Source organism: Algoriphagus lutimaris, from assembly GCF_017051705.1.
Lineage (GTDB): Bacteria > Bacteroidota > Bacteroidia > Cytophagales > Cyclobacteriaceae > Algoriphagus > Algoriphagus lutimaris.
Genome location: NZ_JAFIDJ010000054.1, coordinates 1 through 255, shown reverse-complemented (window position 1 = coordinate 255; position 255 = coordinate 1). Strand labels below are relative to the sequence as shown.

Here is a 255-nt window from a genome sequence, read left to right as displayed (position 1 = left end):
GTTTTGAGAGATCGACAGAGGCCACAGATGAGTGGCATCAAGTTCTTTGAAGTGATGTAAGGCGAAAAAATAATATAACCTGAGAAAGACGAGGGAAGGTTTATGTGGTTTGCTGAACAGGCGGTCACATAGACAGTGTATATAATGATAATTTACAATGGAGAGTTTGATCCTGGCTCAGGATGAACGCTAGCGGCAGGCCTAATACATGCAAGTCGAACGGTAGATTACTTTCGGGTAATTGAGAGTGGCGCA

At 43.5% G+C, this 255-nt stretch carries 1 rRNA gene; it reads left to right on the top strand.

Annotation, left to right across the window (positions count from 1 at the left end):
• Positions 1–154: 154 nt before the first annotated feature.
• Positions 155–255 (top strand): 16S ribosomal RNA (locus tag JYB62_RS19760); the annotation flags it as partial.